Below are 21,891 nucleotides of genomic sequence, written 5' to 3' on the forward strand. Positions count from 1 at the left end.
GCGTGACTCCAAAAGGAGAAACGCTGCTCTTATTTTAAAAATATATAATTCCATCAAGCTCCAGCTTCTTCATTCAATAACTGTAACCGCAATAGCTTAATTCGAGAAATTCGCTTATTCTCAGTCTCTTCTACAATAAATAGATGATCATCAAATTCTACGGATTGCCCTTTTTGAGGTGGATTAACCTCCAATTTAGAATACAGCCAGCCGCCTATCGTATCGTAATCCTCAGTCTCCATATGAAGACCCAAAAGATCATTAATCTCTTCAATAAGCATCAAACCGTCAATGGAGTGTTCATCCTCGCCAAGCTTCTCAACACCGGGACGTTCCTCATCAAATTCATCCTGAATTTCTCCAACAATTTCCTCCATGATATCTTCCAATGTCACCATTCCTGAAGTTCCACCATATTCATCGATCAATATGGCGATTTGTGTCTTCGCACGCTGCATAACTTTCAGCAAAGCGCTAATCTGAATGGATTCCGGCACGGTTAATATTGGACGAATTAATTTCTGATAACTTTGCGGGCGATCCTTAATTAAGTCCTTTATATGGATGAAGCCTAAAATATGATCCTTATCACCATCACAGACGGGATAACGTGTCCTCATGCCATCATAGGCAATCTCAAGGTTCTCCTCAGCAGAAACATGATTATTCAGACAGATCATCTCTGTCCGCGGAATCATGATCTCCCGAGCCATGGTATCCACAAATTCAAAAATATTGTCAACCAAAGCCATTTCAGTATTATCGATAAAGCCGCTTTTGTTACTTTCCTGCATGATAATACGAATTTCTTCTTCCGTATGCGCCGTTCCCAGCTCTGAAGCCGGGGCTAATCGGAAAATTTGCAGTAAACCACGCGCCAGCCCATTAACGATCCATATCACTGGATACATGATTTTGTAAAATACATTCATCGGTCCTGCTGTTAGTAAAAGGACAGATTCAGCCTTGTTAACAGCAATGGTCTTAGGTGCAAGCTCACCTAATACGATATGCAAGATAGTAATGAACATAAGAGCAATAACCAAAGATACAACATTAACAGCAGTTTCTCCTAAACCTATGCTTCCTAATAAAGGCCCTATAAGATTAGCTATAGCTGGTTGACCCAGCCACCCTAATGCAAGAGAAGCCAATGTAATGCCGAGCTGACAGGCTGAGAGATAGCCATCCAGGTTGCTGACAATGCTTTTTGCATTAAAAGCTTTTTTACTACCTTCTTCAATCAGGGTATCAATTCTACCACTTCGCACTTTCACCATTGCATATTCGACTGAAACAAAAAATCCATTTAACAATACCAACAAAATAATAAGACCAACATGTAATATACCGGGTAAAGGGTCGCTCAATTTATACTCCTATCCACCATTTTCCGTACATGGATGGATAGGCCCACCTCCTTCGTTTTTTCAGAGTATTGGCAAAATGCTCGCCGTTTGTTCCTTTCAGTATCAATTTCCCAATGGTTTCATCTCCAGTCTAGAATCACGTTTTTGAATATATACTTTATTATATTAATATATTGGGGCAAACCGCAAGCATGCGTGTCCTTTCGAAAAAAAATGGGCAGTGATTATCAAGATTATTCCATAAATTAATCACAAATAAAAAGAACTCCTAACCGTTTGGCGTTGGAGTTCTTCTCATCGAAGATGGATTACATTTAGCGACAATTTCTCATCGTTGGAGGATTGCCAATTACACCTGGGTATTGATAAGTAAGGGGCTCATCGAAGGTAGCATAATCAAAATAAATCATAAGTAAGACGGTGCGTTGGCCAGTCGCAGGGTCACTGATAATAATGTGGTCACGGCCTGCCGCTTCCAGCACACCCTTGTAAACTTTGGCATTCCAGTCTTTGTTGTTCTCATAAGTAAAATAAAACGTACCTACTTTTCCTAAATTCAGGCGGAAAATATTTTCGATGTAGGATTGTTCGAACGTTTGTGGTGGATTCTGAACTACTACTCCCCCTGGCGTCATTGGACTGCCACTGCTTACTTGAGGTGGCATGCTGCCCATGCCTTGCATTCCTGATGACATCGGCATTCCGGAAGACATTGGCATACCTGAAGAAGAGACACTACCGATGGTATAAGTTACGGGGCGGTAAGGTTGAACGATCATTTAATGAAACCTCCTAAATGTTTATCGGAGCATAAACTCCTTTGGACACAATTGAAATCACTCTTACTTTCTGTGAGAATTACTCATTTTATTGAGTAATTCTCTTTGCACAGTTACCATACTAATTGCCGATAAATACAGTCGGGCAATCTTCTCCGGTCGGAGTAAAGAAGCAATGGGCTTTGAAGCGGCCTGTGTTTTGTTGGTTATACCAGGTTGCAGGACAATCACCTGCGGGTCTGAAGAACCACAAAGCATTGGTAGCTGGCCAGGTTCTTTCACCAGCAATTACACGTTTGGCTAGACGGATATCTGCTTCTCTGGCTCGCTGATAGAAGTATCCCTTCTGCGGCGCTTCGAAACCTCCTGGACTTTGATAGACCATGTCATTCACATTCCGAATGTTATTAAAGTCCAAGCAATTGCCAAGAATCCGGTTGACGCCAACATTGCCGACCATGAGCATACCGAGTTCTCCATCTTCCTCAGCTTCCGCTCTCATCAACCGCGCCAGCACCTTCACATCTTCCGAGTTCGTTTTGATGACGGCCACGCTGTCTCCTCCTTGGGGTCACTTCTTGTAGCAACCTCGTTCTTAACTGCATGCTGTATAGTATGTGCATTCGCCTAAGAGGTGACAGTTCCCGCCTATTTTTTAGAGTAGGGATTTTTCCTTTTAACCACTCAGCAAATCCCCTTTATCTACACTCTAAGCTGCGTTTGCCCAATTACATTCGCGTTACAGCGTAAGAGTCGGGGGCAGCTGCGGTGTTAGCGACAATGTCAGCGTCAGCATCGATGTCCTCGTTAACGACAGCGTTAGCGTCTGAGTCGGGGGGCGGTGTCGGTGTTAGCCACAATGTACACGTCAGCGTCGATGTCCTTGTTAACGACAGCGTTAGCGTCTGAGTCGATGTTGGTGGCAGCATCAGGGTCGGCGTCGGTGTTATCATCAGGGTCGGCGTCGGTGTTAGCGCGTCAGTACAGCATCAGAGTCGGCGTCGGTTTTAGCGTCGAATCGGTGCTGGAATCGTTGTCGGTGTTAGCCACAATGTCCACGTCAGCGTCGATGTCCTTGTTAGCAATAGCTTCAACGTCAGCAACAGCATCCACGTCAACGTCCGCTCAGAATGCGCTATCGGACACAGCTGACCTTATTCGCGATATTAATCCACTTTTGGGATTCTATCGGACCCCAAAGCCCCTATTGGCCCGCAAAGCACCGATTATAAGCATCTTTCTAATGAATAGCTGCATTGGAGTCCGAAACTAGGCTCAAAAGGCTGTGAAATTACAAATAACGTCATCTGGGTCCGTAAGGTAAGGGGATGATGATAATCAGCTACTTAGTAGATGATCGCACTTATAGTGAGCTTTGAGAGCTACAGGGTCAATGAACTTGAATTGTACATAACCAAAACGCAAAACAGCGATCCCCATGAGCATGAGGATCGCTGTTTTGATTTAATACAAATGACTACTCCGCAGTTGAGTATTGTGGCTGTCGTTGGAATCCATGATATCTAGTTCCTTGATAAGTAAGCATTCCTCTATCGCCTTCTGCGCTCAAGCCATATTCATGGCCATCTACTTTAAATTCCATGCGACTGCCGCCTTCCAGCTCGTACGTTAAATAGTAAGTTGTACTCGTACGAGTTGAGCCATTCTCTTCCTGAAGCTGCTGCTGACGTACTTCAGTCCGTTTGCTAACGATATGTGCAGGGATTGTTAGTATGGGTGAGCCATTGTTCCTGCCCCATTGAAGCAAGCCCCTGCCTGCTGATATAGCAAGAATACCAATCATAACAACGATAAAGATCGGCATCACCGTTCCGGCAAAATCAAACATCCACGAAAGATCCGGGCCCATTCCCATGACAGTTTCCCCCTTCTTCCCCTTGTAATTCAGCCTAATTGCTGCGTTCTGGGTACTTCTGTACATGTATATGCCTCATCTAGTCCAGAAAGCATTAAATAAGTGAGACTAGATGCAAAAAAGACCACTTCGTTTTCTTAGAAATCAAGAATTCGAGTGGTCTCTATACAGAGTTTTCAGTTATTAAATTAAGCATGAACTAGGTCTAGCAATTTCTTAGTTTCGTCTGTCTGATCATCTAACATTCCATTTTCAGCCCAGCAAGCTCTGCATTGTTCTTCAGTTTCACAAAGATGAGCGTCATCACAGTTGTAGCAAAGTTGCAAAAGGTTTCTTGTCATATAATCTGTTTCGAATGTTTTCATTGTAATCTCTCCTATTCGATGTCTGAGTTTGTGAAAATTTGAACTTGTTTTCTATGTGTTAAATATATCACAGGATTCTTTAAATGTCATGTGATTTTTTTCACATTTATAAAGAAAATTTTAAATAAGTTTTTTCCTTATATTCAATCATTCACAAACAACAATAAACCCCCACTCTGCTAACAACAAAAGAACCTACCAACAGGCAGGTTCTTTTTCCTTATTACATTACGCGCCAGCTGATACCACCATTCGTAGTCTGTAACAGTATCGAGCGCTTGTCCTCTTTTTTCTCAATCAAAAGCCACCCCACCTCAGTGGAAAAAAACTGCAGCTTTACAATCTCCGGATATTCCAGAAGCTTAGATCGCAGTACACTACTCTCTTTAAGGGGCAACCACGTAGCTCCTTGATCCACCGTATGGTAAAGAGTGTCGCCGAGTATGGTCCAACCGATCTGTGAGTTCAAAAACGTCGGAGTAATTTGACGATTAACACCAGCTTGTGCGTTCAATCCAAAGGATGCAAATTTCCAGTTAGCACCTCCGTTAGCTGTAAAATATCCATGGTAGGCGATTGTTTTTTCTTTATCCTTTTGGCAGCCAACAGACATCCAACCAGTAGACTTACTGGCATCGAAGAACTCCGGTTTGCCAGTAATTACTCGGTCACAATCTTCTAAACGTTCGTTAACTAGAAAAGCTGGCCCGAGGCTCCAGCTCTTACCGCCATCTTTTGTCATAAAGATTTTGGGAAGAGCGCCTGTCTGCATTGTCACAAATCCATGTGTACTATTGCGAAAAATCATTCCAGTGGTGACGCCGGCAAACGGTATCGAATCATTAGGGAAATTCGGATTGTATTGCTCATTCTGCATCACTTCTTCCCAAGTGGCCCCACCGTCTGTTGTTGAAAAAAGTGCCTTGTTCTCTTTATTGGAAGATGCGTTCCATGAGGTCATCAGCCAACCCCGTTTGGGTGAGTTGAAATATACAGAGGATACTGTATTAACATCTCCTAAAGATGAGATTTTCCAGCTTTGGCCACCATCTGTGGTTCGCAGCACAATCGTTTCTGTCGAGCCAAAAGCACTTCTTATAATCCAACCATGTGATGGATCCGTGAAGAAAATCCCCTTCCCATACACAGGGTTGGAGAGGAACTGCACATTTGGTGCTGGTGAAATATTAGCCCAAGTTGCTCCGTTATCCCGAGTTAAGTACAACCGGAGTTCGTTTTTGGTAACCCCCCAGGCCAGACCTTCACTTTCACTAAGCAGCTGAAAATCTGTAAGACGAGTCTGAATTTGATATTTCGGAGCACTATCATTGTCAACATGATTCGCGTCTGGAGTAATCAGGGTTATCGTCTGTCCTTCTTCAGGTGCCTCTGTCGGCTGGGGCTGCTGAGTAGGTTCCGGGGGAGGAGATGAACAAGCCGTGACCACCCACGCTAACAAAATCAGCATCAATATTAATCTTATTCCCTTCAATCCAGCAATCTTAGATGCCAATAACCTCTCTCCTCTCGGATGGATTGAATCTTATTTATGATTCAAATTACTATTACGATAGCCGTATAGTGCATAGATTAGAAGTCCAACAACTGTCCAAATTAGAAAACCAATCCATGTCTCACTTCCTAGATTATACATCAAAATACCACAAGTTGCCGCACTTAACAGCGGAATGAAAGGTACCCATGGAACTCTGAACCCTCTTTTTAAATCCGGATGAATATATCTAAGCGCGATTACCCCTAAAGACACTACAAAAAAGGCAAACAATGTTCCTATGCTTGTCAGATTTGCCAACCGGTCCAGTGGGATGAAACCCGTTAACACGGCTATTAAGATGCCTACCATCCATGTGCTTCGTACAGGTACCTGTGTTTTAGCATTAATCTTAGATAAACTTATTGGCAGTAGGCCATCACGTGAGATGGCAAATAACAGCCGGGTTTGACCGAATAACATCACGAGCAATACCGTAGTCATACCCGCAATGGCTCCGACAGAGATCAGACCGGCAATCATATCCTGATTTACAAAGCGAAGCGCATAAGATACAGGATCACTAACATTGAGATCAGTATATGGAACAATACCTGTTAATACGAGTGAGACAAGAACGTACAAGACAGTGCAGATAGCAAGGGATGAAATAATTCCAATCGGCAAATCGCGTTGGGGTCTTTTCACCTCTTCTGCAGCGGTTGCTAGCGCATCAAAACCTATGTAGGCAAAAAACACTGTGGCCGCGCCATTGATCACGCCATGGTATCCAAAGGGGAGAAATGGAGTCCAATTCTCTGGCTTCACATAGAAAAATCCAGTTACGATAAATAGAAGCACCACTGCTATTTTGATAAAGACCATGATGGCGTTAAAACGTGCCGTTTCTTTCGTTCCCCGAGTCAGTAAATAGGAAATTAACAAAATGATGATTACTGCAGGCAGATTTATTATTGTACCCGCTTCCGGATTATAAGCCCCCGATAGTGCGGTTGGGAGATGTATCCCAAAGCCCTCTAATAACCCCTGAAAATACCCTGACCAGCCACTGCTTACAGCCGCTGCGGCAACTCCGTATTCCAAGACGAGATCCCAGCCTAAGATCCAAGCTAATAGTTCTCCAAAGGCTACATAACTATAAGCATAAGCACTCCCGGAAACAGGAATGGTCGAAGCAAATTCCGAATAACATAATGCCGAGAGCACACAGGCAAACGCCGCCAGTAAAAAAGAAATTATAAGACCAGGACCTGCATGTTCTGCTGCGGCAACTCCTGTCATTACAAAAATACCTGTGCCGATAATGGCTCCTACCCCAAGCATTGTTAGATCCAGGGCACCCAACGTCTTGTTTAACTGCGTCCCCTCAGAACTTGTGGGTATGTTTAGAGCCTTTTTACGAAATAAATCCATCCTTACATTCTCTCCTGTCTAGTCTTGCTAAGATAATGAAATAAAAATCACATTTTAGTATGGCCTTAATTAGGGTAATGCATTAAATAAGATCAGCTTGAAAACACTACCGTTAACGATTATGATGGACAAGATTGAAACCAAAAATTTGAAATATTAAGGAGATGGAGACATGGCCCCCCCAAAACCCAATCGGGTCGTAGTTATCGGTACTGGAGCAGTTGGTACAACTACAGCCTATACATTATTGTTACGTAGACGTATGCCCGAACTCGTACTTATTGACGTTAATCATCAGAAAGCACTTGGCGAAGCACTGGATATGAATCACGGCATGCCTTTTGTCGGTGGTGTGAAGTTATGGGCTGGTACTTATGAAGACTGCCGTGAAGCAGATATCATTATAGTAACTGCCGGTGCATCACAAAAACCGGGAGAAACCCGGATAGATCTGCTTCGTAAAAATATTTCGATTTTTAAAGATATCATTGAAAAAATTACAAAGTATAACCAACATGCCATTCTACTTATTGCGACTAACCCTGTAGATATTCTGTCTTACGCGACTTTGAAAATAAGCGGGTTTGACCGCAGACGTGTAATTGGTTCTGGTACGGTACTTGATAGTGCTCGTTTTCGCTATTTGATCGGTCTTCACAAAGAAATCGATCCTCGCAGTATTCACGGACAGATCATCGGTGAACATGGAGATTCAGAGCTTCCGGTTTGGAGTCTTGCGAATGTAGCTGGGATTGATCTTGGTTTTGATGAAGCAGAACGCGAAGAAATCTTCCAAGATACCAAGAATGCAGCCTATGAAATAATTGATGCCAAAGGCTCAACCTCTTATGCAATAGCGCTTGCACTGGACCGAATTGTAGTCTCCATTCTTCATAATGAAGGCGCCGTGTTGAATGTTTCTACTTTATTAAATAACTATAACGGGGTTTCGGATGTCTATCTCGGTGCACCTTGCGTAGTAGATCGCTCGGGTGTTCGACAGGTACTGGACCTCCCACTCAATGAAACCGAACAGGCTTTATTCCAGAAATCCGCTGAGAAGCTAAAAGCAGAAATAGCTAAGCTAGAATTGTAAGCGAATCTGGCTGGAAACAGCCCTTTTTGACTACAAAAGACACAAGAAACCGTCCTTTTTATATGTGGAGCGTTGCCTCCACTATGAAAAGGACGGTTTTTAATATAACACGAATTAACTTAGCCTGCCAATGACAAAAAGATCCTTTAGCAGGCCAGGCTCACCTGAAATTCCGGATCTTTTTTATCAATTTATTTAGTGATAGTTTGCTTATAATATTCTTTGAGAACTTGTTCGGCTTTTTTGCCATAAATATCAAAACCACGGTCAATGGAAGCCTCTTCTAATTCATACAATTTCGTGCTCCAATCCCACCAGAAGTAACCGGCAAACCAAGGTTCATTCCAGAATGCTTCCAGCGCTGAACGATAGAAGTTGGCCTGTTCATCTTCTGAATATGGTAAGTCTGTGTATGTAAAGTCCCATGGCATGGTGGCACACCCATGAGCACTTCGGCAGCCAATCTCGATGAATACGAGAGGCTTGCCAAATCGCTCAGAGAGTGACTTAAGCCGCGGTTTCTGCCGCTCCCAACCAGCCAGCATATTCTCATAAGAATCTCCCGGCACGGAAGCTACCGGATAATAAGCGCTGGTTCCGATAAAATCCACCTCATCCAGCCACTCGATTCCTTCTTCTTTGCCATGATTGGCATTATAAATGATCGGCCCTGTATAAAGATTGGTGACCTCTTGAATCAATTGTCTCCATTCCGCAGTTCTAGACTCTGTGCCGACCATTTCGCAGCCGATACAGAACATCTCACATTCAAGTTCTTCCGCCAACTCTGCGTAGTGTTTAATGAAATTAGTATAAGAACGGAACCATGCTGCCCAATAAACATCTCCCTCTTCCGGAAATCCAATCCTAGCTCTCCAAATGCCATCCCTCGAATTCACTACAGGTTTAAGACAAACTTTAAGACCAAGCTGTTTTGCCAGTTGTACCGCATGTGCGAGATCACGATCAGTCACCGTGTAACCGTAATCATAATGAATTTCTGTTGAATGCACAGTGTCTTGCCATGTCCAAAAAGATAAGGCAATCCATTCACTACCTGTCTCTGCCAGCTTTCTCATCGAATCTTCTGCATATTCTGTACGGTATTCACCTCGTTTTGATCCCCAGCCATAAGTCATCCCTTTTAGAAAAACATTCTTCACGATTAGGACCTCCTATAAAACTCTTAATAACTGTTAGAATAAATCAATACCGTTATAATAACAAGTTATTTTTTGTTATCGATTTTCTAAGGAGGTTGCTTTCTTTTCAATCACAGCTGGATTTGTAATTTAGACATGGCCTCTTCCTTCTCACGACTCGTGATATGTGTGTATACGGTTGTAGTCTGGATCGAGGAGTGACCTAGCAGTTCCTGTACGGTACGCAGATCTGCCCCTTTTCTCAGCAGCATGGTTGCAAAAGAATGTCGGAGCTTATGGCTTGAATACGGGCGTCGCTGTGCTGCTGGCACATCCCTTTGGAAACGATCGAAGGTATCTGCTGCGATTTGCTGAATGCCTCGGATAGACAACCTGCGTCCTTTTTGTGAAATGAACATCGCTTCCTCTTTACTGCGCCAAGGGTCTAACCTTTCTGCTAACGCGGAGTCGAGAAAAGGCACTACATCCTCGGGAATCGGCACATTACGCCATTTACGCCCCTTCCCAAACACACGGAGGGAATGTCTTTCTACATTATAATCACTCAAATTCAGCGTGTGGACTTCCCCCACCCGAAGCCCCATATAGGACATCAACAAAAAAACTGCTAAATTACGCTTTTTGTATTTACCATCTATAGAAGATAAAAACCGCCCCAGATCACTTTCATCTAAGTAAACCGGCTCACGATTGATCTCAGTTTTGGATTTCTTAATTCCGGCTGCCGGGTTGTTCTGTAGTAGTTCCAGCTCGATCAATGACTTGAAAAAACAGTTAATCGCAGCATGCTTCCGGTTACGGGTGGCATCACTCACTCCACGTTCGCGGACAGAGGTCAAAAAGGAAATGACATGCAGCTTCTTCACTGTCTCAAGCTTTTTACCATTCAGACTGTCTAAAAACTGTTTCACATCTACTAAATAGGATTTTTGCGTATAGGGAGTGTACCCGGCATCCTTCATCCAGATGAGAAAGGCCTCCAGCCCTTCTTCGTAGTCTTCACACCACTCATTCATGCCTTAGAGCCTCCTTGTTAATGTTGATCTATATTAGACTTCTCCATTGCTCAGCATGTTTTTTTATTGCAAGTAAGAACTCCGTAAGCACGGGCGATTTCCATTTTTTATGATGATAGGCGATCTGCGTCGCCACACGCTGTGATTCATCATTCCAATTTAATCTGGCAAGTTTGCCTTCAGCCAGTTCATTTTTTACAGTAATTAATGGAAGAAAGGCAATGCCAAGATCAGCCATTACACATTGCTTTATCGCCTCGATACTCCAAAACTCTAACGTGGGGTCAGGAAATACACCGTAACTGTTCAAATGCCGTTCAAATAAAGTCCGGTAGGAACAGCCAGTTTCGGTATGAAGTATGGTCACTCCTTTTAAATGAAGGGGTTCTACCTCAGCAAGGTTTAATAAGGGATGATCTGGCGCTGCGATCAGCGTCATCGGCTCATGTACTAATGTTTCTATATTTAAATCTTTATCTTCCGTCTCCGGTTGCAATAAGAACGCTAAATCCAGTTCACCCGAACGGACAAAATCTGATAGTTCCCAGCAAGCTCCAGGCTTCAGAATAATTTGCACCTGCGGATATTTAGCGCGAAACTCCTTAATAATGCCTGGTAAGCGAAAAGCAGCCAGAGATTCAGGAGCCCCAATCCGCAAAGAACCCGTTAGTTCACTATCCGAGCGTAACGCGTCCTGTGCTAAATTGTGCATTCTGGATATTTCCTGTGCGAACGGAAGCAAACGACGGCCTGCGTCGGTTAGAATAATCTTTTTACTGATCCGATCAAATAATGGCTGGTCAATTTCAGACTCTAGTGCTTGGATTTGTGCAGTAATACTGGACTGTGCATAATCGAGCTTCTGTGCTGCTCTAGTAAAACTGCCCGTCTCCACTACCACTAAGAAGGTAAAAAGATGACGTGACTCCATGAATTTCCCCCTAAATGAAAATGAACCATCGGAATATCGAATGGATACTATTCAAAAATTCTGTTTTTCCAATGGATCTATTATCTGCTACTCTAGAACAAAAGACAAGGAAAGCAGGATAAAAAAACATGAAGGAATCCGGTTCAAACACTTTACAAAAAAACATTGGCATGCCTCAGGCTATTGCCCTTTACATCGGGGCTGTGTTGGGTTCTGGGGTCTTACTTGTTCCTGGTTTAGCTGCAGAAATGGCGGGTCCCGCTTCATTACTGGCGTGGGGATTTATGTCGTTGCTGATTTTGCCGATGGCCTTATCAATGGGTCTGCTCTCTGCTAAATTCCCTAACGCTGGAGGCGTGTCCCATTTTGTAACGCTTGCTTTTGGTCCAAAAGCTGGCTCACTGGTGGGATGGTTTTTTCTGATGTCCGTTCCGATTGGTGCACCTGTTGCTGCACTGACTGGAGCGGGTTATATGACAGCCGCTATGGGCTGGGACGAATCTGCGAGAATTACTATCGCCGCTATTATGCTGGTCATTGGTCTGATTACGAACTGGATTGGCATGCAGGTCGCTGGAAAGGTACAGATAGCGGTAGTAATAGCGATTGTTGCTGTGCTGGTCTTCTCCTTTGCTACTGCACTGCCCCGCATGGAAGTCGAACACTTCACTCCCTTTGTCCCACATGGATGGATGAGCATTGGCCAGGCTGCAGCAATCTTATTCTGGTGTTTTATTGGCTGGGAAGCTGTCTCACACCTATCTGAGGAGTTCAAGGACCCACAGCGTGCCGCCGTTAAAGGGGTCACCATCGCCGCTATTATAGTAGGGATTCTATATTTTCTCTCCGCACTAGCAACTGTTGGTACACAAAGCTATCTCAAAGGTGGAGCAAGCACATCACTCGTCTGGATTATTAGTCAACCTCTTGGGCGCTGGGGAGGATTTATCGCCGGACTTACCGGTCTGTTCATCTGTACAGCCACAATTATTGCCTATGCAGGAGCTGCCTCACGTGTGGCTTATGCTTTATCGCGCCAAGGCTCCGCACCGAAATGGATGGGTAAAATATCCAAACTATACCATACCCCTATCGGTGGCATAGCTTTTCTTCTGCTCTGTTTTGTAACAGTGATGACACTGTATGGCAGCGGGTCCATCTCCATCACCACTCTGATCCAGTTCCCGAACGCTACTTTTATCCTGACTTATATCGGAGGTTGTGCTGCAGGAATACGTCTGCTCAAAGGAAGTCGCTTAGGCGTGACGATAAGCTGGATTTCTTTTTTAGCAACAGCTGCTGTGTTTCCTTTTACGGGTTGGGCGATAGGCTATCCGCTGCTCATCACTTTGGTGTTCGTTTGGATTATCCGTAATAAAAGTAAACAGAGGATAAGTGTCACTGAGGAAATTAGTCGTGGAATGCATGAGAAACAACAAAAGGTGTTGTAAGGCTCTAACTGCGTTTGAACCTCTCCCAAAGGAATAGTTACACTGGTTTCCGAAACCGTGCTCAATAGGCGATAAATGTGCAAATAGTGTCAAATCTCTAACTAGTCGTAAACTGGCATTCGTTTCAGCAGCTGCTTAGATGGTTATGGAATGAAGAGGGTATACTAGACTATGACCAGTCAAAGGAGACGATAAATCATGCCAAACAAAACTAAGATCATTCTTGAGCCAGCAGCTCAAAAATTTGCCGATGATAATGCGAAACCTCCCTTTCTACCTGACCTTGGGCCAGAAAAAGGTCGTGAAACGGTAGATAGCGTACAATCCAGTGATATATATAAACCGGAAGTTGATATTGAAGATCTAATGGTGCCAGGTGGACCTAACGGTGATGTTTCCATAAGAATCGTTCGTCCCCCAAGCTCCTCATCAGCATCGTTGCCTGTTATCCTGTACATTCATGGCGCAGGCTGGGTGTTTGGGAATGCCCATACCCATGATCGCTTGATCCGTGAACTAGCTGTCGGAGCGGAGGCCGCTATTGTTTTCCCAAATTACAGCCTCTCCCCAGAAGCTAAATATCCTACAGCTATTGAAGAAATCTACGCAGTTCTCAAGTGGACAGCTGAAAAAGGAAGCGAGCACGGATTTGATACTAGCAAGCTTTCTATAGCCGGAGACAGCGTCGGTGGGAATATGGCAGCTGCTATTACTCTCATGGCGAAAGAACGGAGTGGACCGAAGATAGCGAAACAACTACTATTCTATCCGGTAACGGATGCCTCGTTTGATACTGAATCCTATCATGAGTTCGCCGAAGGTTATTTCTTGCAGCGGGACGGCATGAAATGGTTCTGGGATCAGTATACCACTGACCCTGAGGAACGAAATCAAATCACTGCCTCTCCTCTTCGGGCTAACCTAGAGCAGCTACGGGATTTACCAGATGCACTGGTTATTACTGGTGAAGCAGATGTGCTACGGGATGAAGGTGAAGCTTATGCCGCCAAATTGCGGGAAGCTGGCGTGAATGTTACGGCTGTCCGCTTCCAAGGCATCATTCATGATTTTGTCATGCTGAATCCTTTAGCCGAGACTCATGCTAAAAAAGGAGCTATCAAGTTAGCGACTACATGGCTTCGTGAAGGTTTCTAAACAAATCAACTGTTGACATATTCTTTTACTAGGCGAATTGGTTCTCACAAGAATTTTGTGCGAAACTGATTCGTCTTTTCTTGTTAACATAATATTTTTTATGTTAACAAGTGTATTTTTACAATTGAGAAACAAATATCCATTCCCTGCGTCAATATATTATAAATGATCTATAAGGAGCTAAAATCGTGAAATATGTACCGTTTATCCTAAAGACCGTTATAGCATCCTCCTTGCTCGTATCTGGAGCTGGTGTATATTTGCCTGGTGCTCAAGCAGCAGTAACAACCCCTGCCTCCTCTTCAACAACCGTCGACTCTATCACCACAATTAAACCCTTATGGCACGACAAGGCAGATGGTCAAGGGATTTATAGCCAACAGGCCCCTACTGCAAATGGATTATTCTATTATTCATCAGGCGGGGCACTAAAGGCCGCCGATCTCAGTACAGGCAAAGTTAAATGGTCCTACAAAAACGGAACAAATCCTGAGATTATAACGAATAACTCGGTTTTCTTTATCACTTATGAGGGTTATCTTGTAAAAGTTAATGCCCAAACGGGGAAATTGCTTTGGAAGGTTAAGGCTGCCAAAGATCCGATTGAAATCGGTGCTTTCGCGGAGTTAGTTAACGGAGTGTTGTACTTCCGGAACGAGCATGGTGGAATTGCAGCTTATCACCCGGTTACTGGTAAAAAAATCTGGGAGAATAAAGACATCCCTATGTATGTAGGAAGTATCGACGGCCTATATAACGGGGTATTGGTAGTATCCAGTACTGTTGATAATAGGCGTACACAGTTTTTCGGGCTCGATCCGGCTACAGGCAAGAGGTTATGGAGAATTCAGGGATTTTATAGCTTTGTTGCTTACCGGGATGGTGAATTATTACTCCGCGAACAAGCAAATGCTGCAAATGATGCCTCTAACGAGCCTCTTAAAGGCTATCAGTTGACCTTGGTACATGTTGATGTTAAAACTGGAAAAGCGAAGACCAAAAAGAACTATAAACCGCTCGAAGATGTCAGTAGACTCGGTAATTATTTCACATCACTTCAAGGCTCGTATCTATATACAGTCGATGGAGGTTTAGACCAATGGGGGGGTCATCCACTATACCGCTTTACCTTAGGTCAAGAAACAGCGAGTGAACCCAAAAGTTATGAGGAGTACGGAAATTGGGTGGCTGGTCCAGTAAATAACATGGCTTTTTTCCAAAAGGATGCACAGATCACTGCCGTTCAAATGAACGATAATCGCATTATAAGCTTCAACGGGCCGGACAGTCCTGCGTTAAGCGTTCAATCTATGGGTAAGGGGCTATACGCCGGCTATGAGAACGGATATTTCTTTATCATAAATGCAGAAACAGGAAAAGCGCTTGGCAAAGTAAAAACTGGAGCACAACAATACGGCAAACTATTCAGTGCGAATGGTATTCTCTACATCCAGACGGAGCACAATATATTCGCGATTTCTCTGCCAAAAGAATTAAAATAGTTGTTGTTACTCCTTATCTTTTGCAGCCACTTCTCGTTTAAACTCAATGGTTCGACTCTCCAGATGAACTGACCCGCTGTTTCCAATCTGGAAGGTCGTGCCAGACCCAATCGACAGAATTTTGATATATTGTATATTAATCGTTGATTCCGCGGAATCCTTTAATATCACAAATTCATCCACTTCATTCCCTTGGTTTGTCCATACAGGGATAGGAATGTCTATAAGTGTAGTATCTTTCGTGCGATTATTAATCTCCTTTATGTTAAAAAGGTAATTCTCCTTGCTTCCCAGGAATTTAGATTGAACCCGGCCTACAGATCCACATATAAAGATAGAACTGTCAGACAGATTGTTGATATAGACATCTTGTATGCGTGAGGTGTGCATAGGTTAACTGCCTTTTTCGACTTGATCTGGAGCGCTCTGAGTATATTCTATTACGCTGTCAAACGCCGAGGAGCAATGAATGGATTGAGTATCCCCTACTAAAAATACTGATGAACCCGAGATCGAAACGACTTTCACTGCATTGACACTAATATCTCTATTGATCACCGTTATCTTCATTCGTCTCCCGCCTTCCGGTTATATTTATTTCCAAATGCCGCTCTACTGCCATAACGATATCTCGTTTGATTTGCTCTACAATAGAAGCGCATTCCTCATCAGTGTATCCACGCCCTTCTTCTGTGGCAGGGAGTTGGCTTACATACTCGTTAATCCGTCCATCCATCTGATTCAGCAGATCCTGAGTCACCATTTGGATATATTGCTCATCAATGCTTAAATTCTTCTCTTTTTCTAAACGTGAAAATTGCGAGGGAACCTCTTCTTGCACATACTTCAGAATCTGTGGGCGAATCTGATCCGATAAGGCAGTTGTACCTACCTCCTGCTCTCCAATAGGTTTACCGTTGATCATCGCTTCATCCAGATTGTTCCCCTCATTCGGTGTAATGCCTATATTTAAAGTGCCTTCCAGCTTTTCGATTTTTAATTGTTCAAAATGATAATTGATAGGTCCTATACTTGCAGATTTATTGTTCTTTATGCTGTCTACATCGCCTTGCAAATCTCGAAGCTGCTTCTCTAGCTGTTGAATCTTCTCCGCTTGCAATCTTAGTGTATTAAAAACCTGCTGAGCGTAATACGGATGCATACAACCCCCTCCTATGGTTTATTGTATGCGGGGACAAAGAGCCTAATTCAGATGTGCATACAGTTCTGCCGCTGGCGGCAAGGACACAAGGGGTGAATCCATTTTTTCTGCTGGAGATGTTGGAGGCGATGATGGAGCTCCAGAGGTCTCATAATTATGAGACAAAGTATTGATTCGTCCCGATGTACCAATCTGAAGAACCGAGGAATTAGAGATAGTGCCGATTTTTAGATTATAGATCGATATGCATTGATATACCGTAATGTTCATTTAAACCCCACCCTTAAGGAGGTGATACTTGATCCACCACATCTGAATCCATCGTATTTGTACTGCTGGCCGCATTATTCGTTATATTCGTACCTATGGAGTCACCTATGGAGAAGGAGTTGGCACCGGCATAAATCTTAGAGTTGCTGCTCAGGATAACGGATGCCGTATTTCCTACTAAGACTGTGGAGCTGGGGCCTACGCTATTGATTTTAATATTGCCGATGATTGAAACCACCAAACCACTCCTCCTTTCGGAATGATAAGCTATTCTATGTAGATATTCGCCCAGATGTCACTGAATAAGTCAAACGCCCATACAATGGATAAAAACCGTAGGAGGCGTAGAGCCATGAGTCCCAATAAGACGAACCCTTTAGATTGGATGAATGAAGATCCCTTTTTTAAGAAAAAGTTATCCTTGAAAGCTCTTGAAGAGCAGTGGAAGTTGGATCCTAACCAAATTGACGGGTATGTCGAAAAAGTCATCCGAGAAGCAACTGCAGCGACCTCCTCTTCATTTATGAACGAAACCTCAAGTTTAAGCTTTGAGCATATCGACACTCATAATCACCTGATTACCAAAATTCGTATTCCGAGCGGAATCCACCCCGAAAGTATATGGGCACAAATCAATCGCACACAAATTAAATTAACAGGTTTAGGAAAAGATCATAGCGAGATTATTCAGCTGCCAGTTCCCGTCATTCCAGATCAGAGCAGAGGCACTTATAAGCAAGGTTCCCTGCAATTCAGAATGCCTAAAATGTCAGCGGGAAGATTCAAAGATATCGACATCCGTTATTTATAAAATATTCCTTTAAAATCCACCTGTCTTACTCGTCCAAGTGCCCCATTCCCCCTAAAAAAACGCCTTAAAATCAAAACAGCGTATAATTTAAGTTATACGCTGTTTTTTGAGAGCGTTTTTCAGCCCTTTTTCTTCTGATTTTCTATTCTTTTCACTCTTCGAACTTTAAGTTCCTCTTGGTCATAAGATGGAGTATTAAGAGTAAAGGTGGGGTCAAATCATGTCAAAAAACAAACGCGGCAAAGCACTTTGGCGCATTCCCTCCCGTGCCAGAGGAACATGTCCGATCTGTGGCAGCACACGTATTAAGCTGTTGTACTTCGGGAAAGGCATTTCAGGTGAAAAGCTTAACGTATGTAAGAAATGTGATGGAAAGCAAAAGGCATGAAAGCATTTAGCAGATGATTCACAGAGCGGATTACCAAATAAAGTGCGACCTTAACTTCGAACCTAGGCTCGACAAAAAAGCTATCGCACTTTGCTTGGTAATCCTTCACTTTCAATAACTTTTATAGCTCAATCCGATATCGTCTTTCCTCATTTGTTAGAATAAATCCCACTGATTCATATAGCCGTAATGCTGAATCATTTTCCGTAAGCACCATCAGGCATGCCTCTTCCAGTCCGTGGGTTCTAAAATAGTTCAATGCTTGAAAAAGCATGTACTTAGCAATTCCGGATCTTCTCCATGGTTCAAGTACAAATACATTTTCGATATAGCCGCCCTTCTCTTCCTGCCAGACCATTAAGCTACCCGCAACCTTCTCCCCTTCTCGAACAACAAGTGATGTCCAGAGCGGATTTTGTTTGAATTCAGCTAACCGTTCTTTCCCTAGCGGAGTTTCCGGCCAAATCTCAGCTTCTAATTCCAAATAATGCTCGTCATCTTCAGGCGTCTCCATATCCCAGGTTGCGAATTCAAACGCCTCAGCCAGAGTGGGTTCGGACAAACCATCTTTTAAATTATGTTTCATCTTAAATAAGCTATTATAATGAGAGAAGCCCTTCACTTTTTCGAAAAATTGAGTATTCAAGACCTCTGCCGAATCGTTCCCTACACATAGAGTGGTTTTGTAATCCTTTGATAACGTTTCTTTTAATTCAAGTGCTCTTAATAAGAGTGACTGATACACTTTTTCTAATAAATCAAAATCACTTTCACGTTCTGGTATTGTTTTTAAGTTCAGGTAGATCGAATGTCTGCTATCCTTGGAACGGCCGGGCGGCACAATATTGATGATGCTCACTTGGCCTTTGGCCACCATTTTACCGTCCTCGAAAGCGCAATATACATTTTCCCAATTTTCCTCATTACCAACCCACCAAAAAACAACATTCCCCTTTGTAGATACCGAGTTATAAAGTTCCCCAAGTAATGGCATGTCACCTTGTTCAAAATGACGAATAGTAGTCAATGCAAAACCCCTTTTCAAATCATTAATATGGAATATATTTATAATAACATGCATGTCCACGCTACATTTGGTAATGAATTGTTATAAATAACTTCTCCTTGATGTAACATTTTTTAAGTAAACCCTGTCTTACTTATATAGGGGGACTAAAAGATGAGAAAACGATTTTTTATAGGGATTACGATATTTCTGATTGCTTGTGGAGTTGTTCTTAGCGTAGGGACGATATCAAATCTTCTGAGTCCGTTTAAAAGCTTCTCAGTCATCGTAGATAATCAATCTGATGTTGATATTAGCTCTATCGAAGTAGGATTAATTCGTGCGGATTCAAAGAAATTGTATACAAGTCCAATAAAAGCAGGACAAAAGAAAAAATTCAAACCAAAATTGAGTTTAAATGGTGAAGGTGCTATATATCTTCGATACACCAACTCTAACGGACAGTCTAGAGAACAAACCGTGTGCGGTTATACCGAATATTTATCAGGTCATTCCAAAGTCACGATTACTAATGAACGCACAACCGTTGTTCAGCAATGTAATTAAATCCTTTCATCTGACCCTTCAATCCTGCTTCACTCTGATGAGAGATAAGTCTTCTAATAGATAAAAAGCCGCCATTAAGGCGACTTGCTTATCCAATAAGATTTAGTTTTTTAATTTGGAAGATGGGTCGGGTCGAATCTAGGAGGGAATACTTCCTCAAAGTTATCTTGCTTTTTATATAAGCTATACCAAGTCTCTGCAATAACATCAGGATCACCAGCTGTTCCAGCTTGTATCATTGTCCCTATGGAAAGATGGCCGACAAATACTCCTTTATCTATTAACTCATTGTGTAAAGCATTAGCATAATTTCGTATACCGGACATAACAATGCCGCCATTTCCTACAAAAGGCAACGGGAACATAGCAGAAATACCAGTGGTAAAAAGAATGGCTCCTGATCCTCTATGGATCATATCGGGTAATACTTCATTAACCGAAAGAACGGCGGGCAGCAAGTAACTGTTTATTTGTTCCAACACACTTTGAGGTGTAGTTTCCAGCACATGAGTGAATTTATCCCACCCTGCATACGGGCTGAACTCTAGTACATCGATTGAACCAAACTCTTTTATTATCGCTTGAAAGACTTGTTTTAGAGCTGCTAAATCTGTCACATCTGCTACAAAAGATTGTGCTTCAATATTAAGTTTCTTAAGTTCACTAATGATCATTGATAATTTCTCGGGATTGCGTGAAATGACAGCCACCCTAAATCCATTAACTCCGAATTTTTTAGCTAGAGACAATCCTAATCCGGGCCCTGCACCAACGATAACAATATTTCTCATTTTTGATGAACTCCTTTTCTATGATATATTAAAGTAACAGCTGTTGCTTTAATTGCTAATATACAGCTACTAATTTAATGTATCAATCAACAATCAACCTGCAAATGTTGCTATAGCAACAAGATTGCTAAATTGTTGGGTAGGAGTGAAGTAATGGCTACTAAAGTAAACAATATTCGGCTGACACAGACTAAACAGTCTTTAATTGACTCCTTTTTACGGTTAGTTTCCCTGAAGGATTTTGAGAAAATAACAATCGTCGATATAACAAAGGGAGCTAAAGTTAATCGAGCCACGTTCTATGCACACTTTAATGATAAATATGAATTATTGGATTATATTATGGGTGATTCGGCATCCGCTGCTATTGTAAAACATACTGAAGGAGAAATTAAATTCGATCAAGAAGGCATCATTCAACTCGTATTATCGGTATTCGATTTCTATCAGCAACCGAACATACAATGCCGCAGCAGTTATATAGGGATGGTTGTCCCTCAATTGAAAGAGAAGATTATAAATGAACTGAAGGTTCACTTATCTAACGCTTTAGGAGATATCTACCCAGATAACGAGAAAAGCTTTTATGTACCGATCATCGCACAAATGATCCATGAAGGTGTCTATCAATGGGTAACAGGGAATAATACTATAAATCAACAAGAAGTCGCCGAGAGAATTTCATCATTAGTCATAAGCGGGCTGCAATCGTGAGTTAAAATCAGAAGAGTCTTCAGACCTTTCCGCTGCCTGACACTAAGGGGCCGAGTTCGTCATTTTATAGATGACCTCGGCCCCTTGTGATACAGCGTATTATCTGTCTGTGCAACACATCAATCGTTTACACATTCCCCAGAAGATTTAATTGCCAAGACACGCCAAATTGATCCGCCACCCAGCCAAATTTCGAACTGAATGGATATTCACCTAGTGGCATGAGCACCTGTCCACCCTGGGATAATGCTTCATAAACGCGGTCAATTTCAGCTTCACTTTCACAATTCACATATAAGGATACCGCTGGAGTAAAGGTGAATCCATGCTTCACGTAGCTATCTATACACATAAAAACTTGTCCATGTAATGAAAAAGTAGCCTGCATGACACTCCCTTCAGGGCCTGCTTCATTTGCTCCATAACGTTTAATACTGATGATTTCGGAGTGATCAAATAAAGAAGTATAGAAATTCATAGCTTCTTCAGCCTTCCCTTCGAACATTAGAAAAGTCATTATCTTTTGATTCAGTTCCTTCATAATCGTCCAGC

General features: G+C 42.6%; 27 protein-coding genes. 9 read left to right on the plus strand and 18 right to left on the minus strand.

The window, feature by feature from the left end; genetic code table 11:
• Nucleotides 1–53: 53 nt before the first annotated feature.
• The 3 genes from NYE35_RS17335 to NYE35_RS17345 all read right to left on the minus strand — a co-directional run bounded on the left by NYE35_RS17335 (nt 54) and on the right by NYE35_RS17345 (nt 2,702).
• A complete protein-coding gene (locus tag NYE35_RS17335; RefSeq protein ID WP_036687555.1) occupies nt 54–1,370 on the minus strand; it encodes a hemolysin family protein in 1,317 nt (438 codons plus the stop codon).
• Nucleotides 1,371–1,684: 314 nt separating this feature from the next.
• Nucleotides 1,685–2,149: a spore coat protein GerQ gene (gerQ, locus tag NYE35_RS17340; RefSeq protein WP_036687556.1), complete on the minus strand. Its 465-nt coding sequence runs from the start codon at nt 2,147–2,149 to the stop codon at nt 1,685–1,687.
• 121 nt (nt 2,150–2,270) lie between these two features.
• Nucleotides 2,271–2,702, minus strand: a complete 432-nt coding sequence (locus NYE35_RS17345; protein WP_036687557.1) for a cell wall hydrolase — start codon at nt 2,700–2,702, stop codon at nt 2,271–2,273.
• Between the two features lie 294 nt (nt 2,703–2,996).
• On the opposite strand from NYE35_RS17345, the gene NYE35_RS17350 reads away from it, so the two are divergent.
• The gene (locus NYE35_RS17350) at nt 2,997–3,422 is read left to right on the plus strand and encodes a hypothetical protein (protein ID WP_341121774.1); all 426 of its coding nucleotides are present in this window, start codon (nt 2,997–2,999) and stop codon (nt 3,420–3,422) included.
• 204 nt (nt 3,423–3,626) lie between these two features.
• Here NYE35_RS17350 and NYE35_RS17355 read toward each other — a convergent pair whose 3' ends face one another.
• The 4 genes from NYE35_RS17355 to NYE35_RS17370 all read right to left on the minus strand — a co-directional run bounded on the left by NYE35_RS17355 (nt 3,627) and on the right by NYE35_RS17370 (nt 7,316).
• On the minus strand, nt 3,627–4,019 hold the full coding sequence (locus NYE35_RS17355; protein WP_036687780.1) for a DUF2500 domain-containing protein: 393 nt from the start codon (nt 4,017–4,019) through the stop codon (nt 3,627–3,629).
• Between the two features lie 194 nt (nt 4,020–4,213).
• Nucleotides 4,214–4,390, minus strand: a complete 177-nt coding sequence (locus NYE35_RS17360) for a hypothetical protein (RefSeq protein WP_169744776.1) — start codon at nt 4,388–4,390, stop codon at nt 4,214–4,216.
• 223 nt (nt 4,391–4,613) lie between these two features.
• Nucleotides 4,614–5,903 (minus strand): VPS10 domain-containing protein, encoded by a 1,290-nt coding sequence (locus NYE35_RS17365; RefSeq protein WP_036687559.1) that lies wholly within the window; start codon nt 5,901–5,903, stop codon nt 4,614–4,616.
• Nucleotides 5,904–5,933: 30 nt separating this feature from the next.
• The gene (locus tag NYE35_RS17370) at nt 5,934–7,316 is read right to left on the minus strand and encodes an amino acid permease (protein WP_036687561.1); all 1,383 of its coding nucleotides are present in this window, start codon (nt 7,314–7,316) and stop codon (nt 5,934–5,936) included.
• Nucleotides 7,317–7,488: 172 nt separating this feature from the next.
• Here NYE35_RS17370 and NYE35_RS17375 point away from each other — a divergent pair, with 172 nt between their 5' ends.
• Nucleotides 7,489–8,412, plus strand: a complete 924-nt coding sequence (locus NYE35_RS17375; protein WP_036687562.1) for an L-lactate dehydrogenase — start codon at nt 7,489–7,491, stop codon at nt 8,410–8,412.
• A 191-nt stretch (nt 8,413–8,603) separates the two neighbouring features.
• Here the strand turns inward: NYE35_RS17375 and NYE35_RS17380 are convergent, their stop codons facing one another.
• The 3 genes from NYE35_RS17380 to NYE35_RS17390 form a co-directional block, all read right to left on the minus strand.
• Nucleotides 8,604–9,575 carry a glycoside hydrolase family 113 gene (locus NYE35_RS17380; RefSeq protein ID WP_341121776.1) on the minus strand — a complete coding sequence of 324 codons (972 nt, stop codon included), beginning with the start codon at nt 9,573–9,575 and terminating at the stop codon, nt 8,604–8,606.
• Nucleotides 9,576–9,685: 110 nt separating this feature from the next.
• The gene (locus NYE35_RS17385) at nt 9,686–10,591 is read right to left on the minus strand and encodes a tyrosine-type recombinase/integrase (RefSeq protein ID WP_341121778.1); all 906 of its coding nucleotides are present in this window, start codon (nt 10,589–10,591) and stop codon (nt 9,686–9,688) included.
• Nucleotides 10,592–10,619: 28 nt separating this feature from the next.
• Nucleotides 10,620–11,522: a LysR family transcriptional regulator gene (locus NYE35_RS17390; RefSeq protein ID WP_341121780.1), complete on the minus strand. Its 903-nt coding sequence runs from the start codon at nt 11,520–11,522 to the stop codon at nt 10,620–10,622.
• 128 nt (nt 11,523–11,650) lie between these two features.
• On the opposite strand from NYE35_RS17390, the gene NYE35_RS17395 reads away from it, so the two are divergent.
• From NYE35_RS17395 to NYE35_RS17405, 3 genes are all read left to right on the plus strand, one after another.
• Nucleotides 11,651–12,973, plus strand: a complete 1,323-nt coding sequence (locus NYE35_RS17395; RefSeq protein WP_094900655.1) for an APC family permease — start codon at nt 11,651–11,653, stop codon at nt 12,971–12,973.
• A gap of 198 nt (nt 12,974–13,171) precedes the next feature.
• Nucleotides 13,172–14,128 (plus strand): alpha/beta hydrolase, encoded by a 957-nt coding sequence (locus NYE35_RS17400; protein ID WP_341121782.1) that lies wholly within the window; start codon nt 13,172–13,174, stop codon nt 14,126–14,128.
• A 188-nt stretch (nt 14,129–14,316) separates the two neighbouring features.
• Nucleotides 14,317–15,630 carry an outer membrane protein assembly factor BamB family protein gene (locus NYE35_RS17405; protein WP_341121785.1) on the plus strand — a complete coding sequence of 438 codons (1,314 nt, stop codon included), beginning with the start codon at nt 14,317–14,319 and terminating at the stop codon, nt 15,628–15,630.
• A 6-nt stretch (nt 15,631–15,636) separates the two neighbouring features.
• Here the strand turns inward: NYE35_RS17405 and NYE35_RS17410 are convergent, their stop codons facing one another.
• Genes NYE35_RS17410 through NYE35_RS17430 form a run of 5 tightly spaced genes read right to left on the minus strand, consistent with a single transcriptional unit; the run spans nt 15,637 to nt 17,300 of the window.
• A complete protein-coding gene (locus NYE35_RS17410) occupies nt 15,637–16,020 on the minus strand; it encodes a spore germination protein GerPE (protein ID WP_036687572.1) in 384 nt (127 codons plus the stop codon).
• 3 nt (nt 16,021–16,023) lie between these two features.
• On the minus strand, nt 16,024–16,200 hold the full coding sequence (locus NYE35_RS17415) for a spore gernimation protein GerPD (RefSeq protein ID WP_341121788.1): 177 nt from the start codon (nt 16,198–16,200) through the stop codon (nt 16,024–16,026).
• Entirely contained in the window at nt 16,178–16,792 is a 615-nt protein-coding gene (gerPC, locus tag NYE35_RS17420; RefSeq protein WP_036687573.1) for a spore germination protein GerPC, read from the minus strand. Before gerPC ends, NYE35_RS17415 begins: the two co-directional genes overlap by 23 nt.
• Nucleotides 16,793–16,834: 42 nt before the next feature.
• Nucleotides 16,835–17,062 carry a spore germination protein GerPB gene (locus tag NYE35_RS17425; protein ID WP_341121789.1) on the minus strand — a complete coding sequence of 76 codons (228 nt, stop codon included), beginning with the start codon at nt 17,060–17,062 and terminating at the stop codon, nt 16,835–16,837.
• 13 nt (nt 17,063–17,075) lie between these two features.
• A complete protein-coding gene (locus NYE35_RS17430) occupies nt 17,076–17,300 on the minus strand; it encodes a spore germination protein (protein WP_036687577.1) in 225 nt (74 codons plus the stop codon).
• Nucleotides 17,301–17,414: 114 nt separating this feature from the next.
• On the opposite strand from NYE35_RS17430, the gene NYE35_RS17435 reads away from it, so the two are divergent.
• Together NYE35_RS17435 and NYE35_RS17440 are read left to right on the plus strand one after the other, a co-directional pair.
• Nucleotides 17,415–17,873: an Hsp20/alpha crystallin family protein gene (locus tag NYE35_RS17435; RefSeq protein WP_076133714.1), complete on the plus strand. Its 459-nt coding sequence runs from the start codon at nt 17,415–17,417 to the stop codon at nt 17,871–17,873.
• A 220-nt stretch (nt 17,874–18,093) separates the two neighbouring features.
• A complete protein-coding gene (locus NYE35_RS17440) occupies nt 18,094–18,261 on the plus strand; it encodes a hypothetical protein (RefSeq protein ID WP_169744777.1) in 168 nt (55 codons plus the stop codon).
• Nucleotides 18,262–18,382: 121 nt separating this feature from the next.
• Here NYE35_RS17440 and NYE35_RS17445 read toward each other — a convergent pair whose 3' ends face one another.
• Entirely contained in the window at nt 18,383–19,255 is an 873-nt protein-coding gene (locus NYE35_RS17445) for a GNAT family N-acetyltransferase (protein ID WP_341122478.1), read from the minus strand.
• A gap of 186 nt (nt 19,256–19,441) precedes the next feature.
• Here NYE35_RS17445 and NYE35_RS17450 point away from each other — a divergent pair, with 186 nt between their 5' ends.
• Nucleotides 19,442–19,834, plus strand: a complete 393-nt coding sequence (locus NYE35_RS17450) for a hypothetical protein (RefSeq protein ID WP_076106786.1) — start codon at nt 19,442–19,444, stop codon at nt 19,832–19,834.
• Nucleotides 19,835–19,944: 110 nt separating this feature from the next.
• On the opposite strand, the gene NYE35_RS17455 is transcribed toward NYE35_RS17450, so the two are convergent.
• On the minus strand, nt 19,945–20,625 hold the full coding sequence (locus NYE35_RS17455; RefSeq protein WP_076106788.1) for an SDR family NAD(P)-dependent oxidoreductase: 681 nt from the start codon (nt 20,623–20,625) through the stop codon (nt 19,945–19,947).
• A gap of 153 nt (nt 20,626–20,778) precedes the next feature.
• On the opposite strand from NYE35_RS17455, the gene NYE35_RS17460 reads away from it, so the two are divergent.
• Nucleotides 20,779–21,339 carry a TetR/AcrR family transcriptional regulator gene (locus NYE35_RS17460; RefSeq protein WP_076106790.1) on the plus strand — a complete coding sequence of 187 codons (561 nt, stop codon included), beginning with the start codon at nt 20,779–20,781 and terminating at the stop codon, nt 21,337–21,339.
• A 127-nt stretch (nt 21,340–21,466) separates the two neighbouring features.
• Here NYE35_RS17460 and NYE35_RS17465 read toward each other — a convergent pair whose 3' ends face one another.
• Complete coding sequence (locus NYE35_RS17465; RefSeq protein WP_038571468.1) at nt 21,467–21,880, minus strand: VOC family protein; 414 nt, start codon at nt 21,878–21,880, stop codon at nt 21,467–21,469.
• Between the last annotated feature and the right edge of the window lie 11 nt (nt 21,881–21,891).

The organism is Paenibacillus sp. FSL L8-0494 (assembly GCF_038003695.1).
In the GTDB taxonomy this organism is placed as follows: domain Bacteria; phylum Bacillota; class Bacilli; order Paenibacillales; family Paenibacillaceae; genus Paenibacillus_AQ; species Paenibacillus_AQ odorifer.

Coding starts and splice junctions, on each gene's coding strand:
- gerQ (WP_036687556.1), bottom strand. CDS start 2,149: ATGATCGTTCAACCTTACCGCCCCGTAACTTATACCATCGGTAGTGTC.
- NYE35_RS17355 (WP_036687780.1), bottom strand. CDS start 4,019: ATGGGCCCGGATCTTTCGTGGATGTTTGATTTTGCCGGAACGGTGATG.
- NYE35_RS17360 (WP_169744776.1), bottom strand. CDS start 4,390: ATGAAAACATTCGAAACAGATTATATGACAAGAAACCTTTTGCAACTT.
- NYE35_RS17370 (WP_036687561.1), bottom strand. CDS start 7,316: ATGGATTTATTTCGTAAAAAGGCTCTAAACATACCCACAAGTTCTGAG.
- NYE35_RS17375 (WP_036687562.1), top strand. CDS start 7,489: ATGGCCCCCCCAAAACCCAATCGGGTCGTAGTTATCGGTACTGGAGCA.
- NYE35_RS17385 (WP_341121778.1), bottom strand. CDS start 10,591: ATGAATGAGTGGTGTGAAGACTACGAAGAAGGGCTGGAGGCCTTTCTC.
- NYE35_RS17390 (WP_341121780.1), bottom strand. CDS start 11,522: ATGGAGTCACGTCATCTTTTTACCTTCTTAGTGGTAGTGGAGACGGGC.
- NYE35_RS17395 (WP_094900655.1), top strand. CDS start 11,651: ATGAAGGAATCCGGTTCAAACACTTTACAAAAAAACATTGGCATGCCT.
- NYE35_RS17400 (WP_341121782.1), top strand. CDS start 13,172: ATGCCAAACAAAACTAAGATCATTCTTGAGCCAGCAGCTCAAAAATTT.
- NYE35_RS17410 (WP_036687572.1), bottom strand. CDS start 16,020: ATGCACACCTCACGCATACAAGATGTCTATATCAACAATCTGTCTGAC.
- NYE35_RS17415 (WP_341121788.1), bottom strand. CDS start 16,200: ATGAAGATAACGGTGATCAATAGAGATATTAGTGTCAATGCAGTGAAA.
- gerPC (WP_036687573.1), bottom strand. CDS start 16,792: ATGCATCCGTATTACGCTCAGCAGGTTTTTAATACACTAAGATTGCAA.
- NYE35_RS17425 (WP_341121789.1), bottom strand. CDS start 17,062: ATGAACATTACGGTATATCAATGCATATCGATCTATAATCTAAAAATC.
- NYE35_RS17435 (WP_076133714.1), top strand. CDS start 17,415: ATGAGTCCCAATAAGACGAACCCTTTAGATTGGATGAATGAAGATCCC.
- NYE35_RS17440 (WP_169744777.1), top strand. CDS start 18,094: ATGTCAAAAAACAAACGCGGCAAAGCACTTTGGCGCATTCCCTCCCGT.
- NYE35_RS17445 (WP_341122478.1), bottom strand. CDS start 19,255: ATGCCATTACTTGGGGAACTTTATAACTCGGTATCTACAAAGGGGAAT.
- NYE35_RS17450 (WP_076106786.1), top strand. CDS start 19,442: ATGAGAAAACGATTTTTTATAGGGATTACGATATTTCTGATTGCTTGT.
- NYE35_RS17455 (WP_076106788.1), bottom strand. CDS start 20,625: ATGAGAAATATTGTTATCGTTGGTGCAGGGCCCGGATTAGGATTGTCT.
- NYE35_RS17460 (WP_076106790.1), top strand. CDS start 20,779: ATGGCTACTAAAGTAAACAATATTCGGCTGACACAGACTAAACAGTCT.
- NYE35_RS17465 (WP_038571468.1), bottom strand. CDS start 21,880: ATGAAGGAACTGAATCAAAAGATAATGACTTTTCTAATGTTCGAAGGG.